The organism is Salmonella sp. SSDFZ69 (assembly GCF_004010755.1).
GTDB lineage: Bacteria > Pseudomonadota > Gammaproteobacteria > Enterobacterales > Enterobacteriaceae > Salmonella > Salmonella enterica.
The window spans coordinates 4,670,250-4,677,170 of sequence record NZ_CP034831.1; the positions used below are offsets into that span (position 1 = coordinate 4,670,250).

Annotated in this window: 7 protein-coding genes; all 7 read right to left on the reverse strand. The window is 54.7% G+C overall.

Translation table 11 applies throughout. The features are described from left to right. Window positions 1-71: 71 nt before the first annotated feature. Window positions 72-1,031: an HTH-type transcriptional regulator YidZ gene (gene yidZ, locus EOS98_RS23110; protein WP_000749366.1), complete on the reverse strand. Its 960-nt coding sequence runs from the start codon at window positions 1,029-1,031 to the stop codon at window positions 72-74. After that, window positions 1,000-2,187 carry an MFS transporter gene (locus EOS98_RS23115; RefSeq protein WP_000819615.1) on the reverse strand — a complete coding sequence of 396 codons (1,188 nt, stop codon included), beginning with the start codon at window positions 2,185-2,187 and terminating at the stop codon, window positions 1,000-1,002. Before EOS98_RS23115 ends, yidZ begins: the two co-directional genes overlap by 32 nt. A 182-nt stretch (window positions 2,188-2,369) precedes the next feature. After that, the gene (gene mnmE / locus EOS98_RS23120; RefSeq protein WP_001726954.1) at window positions 2,370-3,734 is read right to left on the reverse strand and encodes a tRNA uridine-5-carboxymethylaminomethyl(34) synthesis GTPase MnmE; all 1,365 of its coding nucleotides are present in this window, start codon (window positions 3,732-3,734) and stop codon (window positions 2,370-2,372) included. A gap of 140 nt (window positions 3,735-3,874) precedes the next feature. Continuing rightward, a complete protein-coding gene (gene yidC / locus EOS98_RS23125) occupies window positions 3,875-5,521 on the reverse strand; it encodes a membrane protein insertase YidC (protein WP_000378278.1) in 1,647 nt (548 codons plus the stop codon). A 2-nt stretch (window positions 5,522-5,523) separates the two neighbouring features. Further along, window positions 5,524-5,781, reverse strand: a complete 258-nt coding sequence (gene yidD / locus EOS98_RS23130; protein WP_001307474.1) for a membrane protein insertion efficiency factor YidD — start codon at window positions 5,779-5,781, stop codon at window positions 5,524-5,526. Further along, window positions 5,745-6,104, reverse strand: a complete 360-nt coding sequence (rnpA, locus tag EOS98_RS23135) for a ribonuclease P protein component (RefSeq protein ID WP_000239725.1) — start codon at window positions 6,102-6,104, stop codon at window positions 5,745-5,747. Before rnpA ends, yidD begins: the two co-directional genes overlap by 37 nt. Window positions 6,105-6,120: 16 nt before the next feature. Next, window positions 6,121-6,261 carry a 50S ribosomal protein L34 gene (gene rpmH, locus EOS98_RS23140; RefSeq protein WP_000831330.1) on the reverse strand — a complete coding sequence of 47 codons (141 nt, stop codon included), beginning with the start codon at window positions 6,259-6,261 and terminating at the stop codon, window positions 6,121-6,123. Window positions 6,262-6,921 lie beyond the last annotated feature (660 nt).

The window sequence follows — 6,921 nt, forward strand, 5'->3', positions numbered from 1 at the left end:
ATTTCAGAAGGTTCTTTAATCAGATGGTGACATTTCTGGTAAGAGGAAGGTTAATTTATCAACGCAGGTGGTCAGATAAGGCGACGGCAGAGCGTGTTGATAGCCTGTCGTAGCCACACAATCTTGGGATTATGACTATTACGTTTGTGCCATAATAGGGTAAACGGCACCATCAGCTTTTCCCGCTGTTGCGCATCAAAAGGCAGGGGGCGCGCCACTAACGGTAGCTGGTGGAGCTGATTGTAGTGCTGGCAATAGCGCGGCGCGGTTGCTATCAGGGTGTGACCCGGCTGGGCGGCCATAAAGAGCGACTGCTCGAACCCCGGCAGGCTCAACGCGATATGGCGTTTGCGTCCCATTTCTTGCAGGACATCGTCCAGCGCCCAGGTATCGCTTTGCTCCCAGCAAATACTGATATGTGGGTAGCGCAGAAAAGTGTCCAGATCCCACGCTTCGCGCAGCGCCGGATGATCTTCCCGCAGCCAGACCCACGGTAAATCGCTAAACAACACCTCAAAATCAATCGCGAGCGGTAACAGACTGAGCAATTCTCGCGAGCGGGGATGGCTTTCGCGTCCGGTAAATCCGATATCGACTTCCCCACGCGTAATCGCCTCCAGCGAGTCATAATCCCAGTTGCGAACCTTAATGGTAGCCTGCGGATAGCGCTGATAAATCTGCTGCGACAGTGAATTAAACATAATCATCATCAGCGGCGACTCTGCTGCCAACTCAAATTTTAAACCGCGCGGCGTTTGATGATGCGGTTTATCAAGCAGTTGATTCCCCATCTGCATCCAGTCCGCCAGACTTTGCTCCATACTGACCATCAGCGGCGTCGGCGCCAGGCCCAGCGGCGTATTGACGAACAGCGGATCGTCAAACCATGCCCGGAGTTTCGCCAGCGATTTGCTGACCGCTGAGGGCGTTACGTTCATCCGTTTTGCAGCTTTAGTGACGCTGCGCTCCTGCATGAGTAACTGTAGGCATAACAGCAAATTAAGGTCGAGATTGGTAAGGGATTTCTTCATGCTCGGCTACGGACCTGTTGGGCGTGACGGAGAAGATCAGCAGAATACTCACTATGCTACAACCAATCAGAATCCCGATCAGCATATTCATCGCGCTGATACCGAGTATTGCCGCCAGCCAAATCCACAGTGATGAACCGCAAACCTGCGCGATACCCAGCGTGGAACTGGCCACTCCGGCGCGCAGCGAAAATGGCCCCAGCGCCTGGCTCATCGCGACGCCAAAACCAACCGAGAATCCGGCGCAGATAAGCGTCAGGCCAAAGAGTGTGACGGTATTGGTATGAGCAAGGCTTAACGTCACGCCAGCCGTCAAAAACAGCCCCTGTGAGACGAGCATTAAAGTTCGCGGCTTAAATAACCCAAGCGCAAAAGGGGTGGAAAAAGAGACGACCATACTGACGCCTGCGGTGAGCGCCATGGTAATGGCATAGTCGCCACGACTAAATCCCATCACCTCCATCAGCAGCACTGGAGAGGCATTGACGAAGGTCAGGATCACCGACACGCTAAGGGTGGTGATCGCCAGTCGACTAACGAAAAAACGGTTAACCAGCGACTCGGCGGCGGGCGACGATCGTGATAAATCGCGTGGAGCCAGCCTTGCCGGGCGCGTCTCGCGCAGGATAAACAGTGATAACAGGCCCACAATAATGCCCATCGCGGACATCGTATAGAACAGACTTTGCCAGGGGAAACGAAGCATAATCAAATGCCCCACCACCGGGGCGAGTACCGGCACAATACAGGTAATCCCATTCAATAATGACAGCACTTTCGCCCGGCGATGCTCGTCGAGCGTGTCGCGCAGAATGGCGAACGCCACCACATAGCAGCCGCCTGCGCCTACTCCCTGAAGAAAACGTCCACTCAGAAATAGCGAGCCTTCCGACGCCCGTGAACAAAGCAGTGAGGCCATCATAAAGACGAGCGCGCCGACGATCGCGACCGGCTTGCGGCCTGACTGGTCGGCTATCTTCCCGGCAAACAGCATGGCCGTCGCCATTCCGGCCAGGTAAACGGAGAAGGCGATATGCAACTGCGCCTCGCTGGCGTTCAGATCGGCGGCTATACGCGGTAAACCGACCAGATACATATCAATACCGGCAGGATAGAGTAAAACCAGGGCAAAACTACACAGTAGAAAACGTTTCATAGCGGCCTCACGAAAAGTGTGGCGCTAAGAATACGGGGCGACGTTGCGCGAGACGAGTTGCCATTTGGACAACAGTGATTTCCGCATGGGAAATCATTGCTGCCGGATGGCGGCATAAACGCCTTATCCGGCTTACGGGTTTTGTAGGCCCGGTAAGCATTGCGCCACCGGGCAATACAACGTTACTTACCAATACAGAAGCTGGAGAAAATCCGTCCCAGCAGGTCGTCGGAGGTAAACTCGCCGGTAATCTCGCTTAAGCTTTGCTGCGCCAGGCGCAACTCTTCCGCCAGCAGTTCCCCTGCCCACGCGCCTAATAGCTGCGCTTTGCCCTGCTCAAGGTGTTCAGCGGCTTCCGCCAGCGCCTGTAGGTGACGGCGACGGGCCAGGAAGCCGCCTTCCATATTGGTATCAAACCCCATGCTCTGCTTGAGGTGGTTACGCAACACGTCGACGCCTTCGCCGGTACGCGCCGAGAGGCGAACCAGTGAGTGACCATTTACTTCACTAATACCCAACGGTTCGCCGGTGATATCCGCCTTGTTACGTACCACGGTAATCGGTAGATTTTTGGGCAGACGGGCGATAAAGTCCGGCCAGATGTCGGCAGGGTCAACGGCGTCCGTCGTGGTGCCATCCACCATAAACAGCACGCGATCGGCCTGTTCAATCTCCTGCCAGGCGCGTTCGATGCCGATACGCTCAACTTCGTCGCTGGCGTCGCGCAGTCCGGCGGTATCGATGATATGCAGCGGCATCCCGTCGATGTGAATATGCTCGCGCAACACGTCGCGCGTGGTACCGGCGATATCGGTAACAATGGCCGCTTCACGGCCTGCCAGCGCATTCAGCAGGCTGGATTTCCCGGCATTCGGGCGTCCGGCAATCACTACCTTCATCCCTTCGCGCAGCAGGCTGCCCTGGCGCGCTTCGGTGCGCACGGCGTCAAGATCGGCGATGACGCCATTGAGCTGCGCTTCAATTTTGCCGTCAGAGAGAAAGTCGATCTCCTCATCCGGAAAATCGATAGCCGCTTCGACGTAGATTCGCAGGTGAGTAAGTGCTTCCACAAGGTGGTTAACGCGGGCGGAAAATGCCCCCTGTAACGAGTTTAGCGCCGAACGCGCCGCCTGTTCGGAACTGGCATCGATCAGGTCGGCAATGGCTTCCGCCTGGGCTAAATCGAGCTTATCGTTGAGGAACGCTCGCTCGGAGAACTCGCCTGGTCGGGCAATGCGCACGCCTGGAAGCGTCAGGATACGTTTTAACAGCAGGTCCAGGATCACCGGACCGCCGTGCCCTTGTAGCTCCAGCACATCTTCACCGGTGAAGGAGTTCGGGCCGGGGAACCACAGCGCAATACCCTGATCCAGCGCGCTGCCGTCAACGTCTTTAAACGGCAGGTAGTCGGCATAGCGCGGCTTCGGCAGCTTGCCCAGCACCTCTTGCGCAACGTCACGCGCTTTCAGACCAGAGATACGCAGGATACCCACGCCACCGCGTCCCGGTGGGGTTGCCTGGGCGACGATAGTGTCGTTATGGCTCATGGTTAGTCTCAACTTTGTTGCAATAAAAAAGGCGGTCATATGACCGCCTTTTGATTGTAGGCCTGATAAGCGTTAGCGCCATCAGGCTGACCGGCGCGCCTTGCCGGATGGCGGCTTCGCCTTATCCGGCCTACACCGAATCAGGATTTTTTCTTCTCGCGGCTATGCAGGCCACGCTTCTCCAGACCACGGTAAATCAGCTGCTGCTGAATGATGGTGACCAGGTTGCTGACGATATAGTACAGCACCAGACCTGACGGGAACCACAGGAAGAACACCGTAAAGATGACCGGCATAAAGGTCATGATCTTCTGCTGCATCGGGTCGGTCACGGTGGTCGGCGACATCTTCTGAATGAAGAACATCGTTACGCCCATCAGGATCGGCAGAATGTAGTACGGGTCCTGTGCGGACAGGTCATGAATCCACAGCGCGAACGGCGCATGACGCAGTTCAATGGAACCCATCAGCATGTAGTACAACGCCAGGAAGATAGGCATCTGGATGATCAGCGGGAAGCAGCCGCCCAGCGGGTTAACCTTCTCCGCTTTGTACAGGGCCATCATCTCCTGGCTTTGGCGCTGTTTATCATCGCCAAGACGTTCGCGCATCGCCTGAATTTTCGGCTGCAGCATACGCATCTTCGCCATTGACGTGTACTGCGCTTTGGTCAGCGGGTACATGATACCGCGAACGATAAAGGTAATGATGATAATGGAGAAGCCCCAGTTGCCCACAAAGCTGTGGATCCACTTCAGCAACTTGAACAGCGGCTGAGAGATGAACCACAACCAGCCGTAGTCCACGGTCAAATCCAGGTGCGGTGCAACAGCCGCCATTTTATCCTGAATTTCCGGGCCGACCCACAGGGTGCTGGTCATCGCGCCAGTCTGGCCTGGCTGTACCAGTACCGGCTGCGCTTTATAGCCGATAGCGACAATGCCGTTACCCAGATTGGCGGTGTAGAAATTGTTGGTGCCGTCGTTACGCGGAATCCATGCGGTAGCGAAATACTGCTGCAACATTGCCACCCAACCGCCTTTGGAGCTGACGTTGAGGTTTTCGTTATCGGCAATAGTGTCGAATTTGTATTTCTCATACTTCTCATCCGGCGTGGAGTACGCTGCGCCGCGGAACGTATGCAGCGCAAAGTTGCTGCTGCCGGTATCGCGATGAGGAGGCAGGTTGACGGATTGTTTTAACTGACCAAAGGTGGAGACTTCCAGCGGTTTTTCGCCGGTGTTCTGCACGCTATAGTTCACGTTAACCGCATAATCGCCACGCTTAAAGACAAACGTTTTGGTAAACGTGTTGCCTGCGGCGTCAGTATAAGTCATCGGAACCTGCAGTTCGTTCTGACCGTCGGCCAGTACAAACGCATCTTTCTCGACGTTGTACAGCGGACGCGGGCCGTTCGCCGGGTTATCCGGGCCGTCGCGGCCTGTCAGGCCGCTTTGCGCCTGATAGATAAACTGCGGGGTGGTTTCCAGCAGCTGGAACGGTTCGTTGGAACCCAGTTCTTTCGGGTAAGCCGGGAGCAAGGCCTGCTCGACATCACCACCACGGGTGTTGATAGTCAAATCAAGCACATCGGTTTTCACCGTAATCATTTTCCCCTGGCCACTGGCTGGTACGCCCTGGTCGGCGGCGCTACCCGCTGCGGTGGTCGTTGTCTGCGTGGTCTGTTGAGTCTGAGGTTGCGGATTTTTATCCTGCTCCCAGGCTTGCCAGATCATGAAAGACACGAACAGCAAAGCGATGACTAAAAGATTGCGTTGCGAATCCATCGTTAGTGTTCTCTGGTATCAAATGGTCCGGGCGGGACGGGATCGTCACCACCAGGGTGTAAAGGGTGGCATTTTAATACGCGTTTCACCGTCAACCAACTGCCTTTTATCACTCCAAACCTGCGCAATGCCTCAATTCCGTAGCTTGAGCACGTTGGCGTGAAACGACAATGCGGCCCAAGCAGCGGACTGATCAGGCGTTGATAGACCCGAATAAGGGCTATCAGGACCCGCGAGCCAGGCGACAGTGGCGGCGCCATAATTTTTCCAACGCTTCCGAGAGAGCACGGTTATCGAGGTCGGCAACCCCTTTTTTCGCCACCACCACGAAATCCATTGCAGGAAGTTCATGCTGGCGCAGACGGAAGCTTTCACGCGTCAGACGTTTAATCCGGTTGCGTTCATGCGCACGTCGAACATTTTTCTTGGCGACGGTAAGACCGATACGGGGATGCCCCAGCGAATTCAGGCGGCCGAGGATGGTGATTTGCGGCGTGCCAGCCCGTTGAGGTTGCTGGAAGACGAATGTGAAATGAGCGGGAGTTAACAAACGTAACTCCCTGGGAAATGCGAGCTTAACCACTCAGGGGTTAGCTTTATTACTTGGAAACGGTCAGACGAGCGCGGCCTTTAGCACGACGACGTGCCAGAACCTGACGACCATTTTTAGTAGCCATACGAGCACGGAAGCCGTGAGAACGGTTGCGCTTCAGTACAGACGGTTGAAAAGTGCGTTTCATGGCGATTTCTACCTAAACTTGAATAAATTCACTGACTTTTGCGTATACCCGAACAAACTTTGAACGACTTACGCCACAGTGTGGGTGATTAAAGAGGCCGGATTGTAATAATTGTACACTCCGGAGTCAATTCTCTTTCCTTATTTTCCCGCGATTTTCCACGCCTTTTTGTGCGGAAAATAAGCAGCGTTGACGCCATATGACGGGCATTGCGCGACGGGTGGAGAATTATACGGACTGCCAGGTAAAGCGCAAGGATCGCCCTGGATCTTTATGCGATCTTTTAGGCGCCTGCTCACCTTTACCTATTAATTTTTTCAATATGCGCGCGAAAGCGTACAGGAGTTCCCCAGGATCGATTACACTTATCCTTTCCTGGAAAGTCCTGTGGATAAATAGGGAAGAATCTGTGAGAAACAGAAGATCTCTTGCTCAGTTTAGGCTATGATCCGCGGTCCTGATCGTTTCAAACGATCCTGGTCAGGCATGAACACGAAATCTTTCAGACTGCGTGAAGTCGCGATCGTTTGAAAGATCCGTGAAAACCGCAGACAGCGGTTCGTGCGTCACCCTTCATGCAGGGTCTTATCGACGTGCGCCAACAATCATTAATGTATCAGCCTTTGTCATTTATCGACTTTTGTTCGAGTGGAGTCCGCC

Bases quoted from the DNA above. Each gene is read 5' to 3' on its own strand.
- yidZ (WP_000749366.1), bottom strand. From the start codon at position 1,031: ATGAAGAAATCCCTTACCAATCTCGACCTTAATTTGCTGTTATGCCTA.
- EOS98_RS23115 (WP_000819615.1), bottom strand. From the start codon at position 2,187: ATGAAACGTTTTCTACTGTGTAGTTTTGCCCTGGTTTTACTCTATCCT.
- mnmE (WP_001726954.1), bottom strand. From the start codon at position 3,734: ATGAGCCATAACGACACTATCGTCGCCCAGGCAACCCCACCGGGACGC.
- yidC (WP_000378278.1), bottom strand. From the start codon at position 5,521: ATGGATTCGCAACGCAATCTTTTAGTCATCGCTTTGCTGTTCGTGTCT.
- yidD (WP_001307474.1), bottom strand. From the start codon at position 5,781: ATGGCGCCGCCACTGTCGCCTGGCTCGCGGGTCCTGATAGCCCTTATT.
- rpmH (WP_000831330.1), bottom strand. From the start codon at position 6,261: ATGAAACGCACTTTTCAACCGTCTGTACTGAAGCGCAACCGTTCTCAC.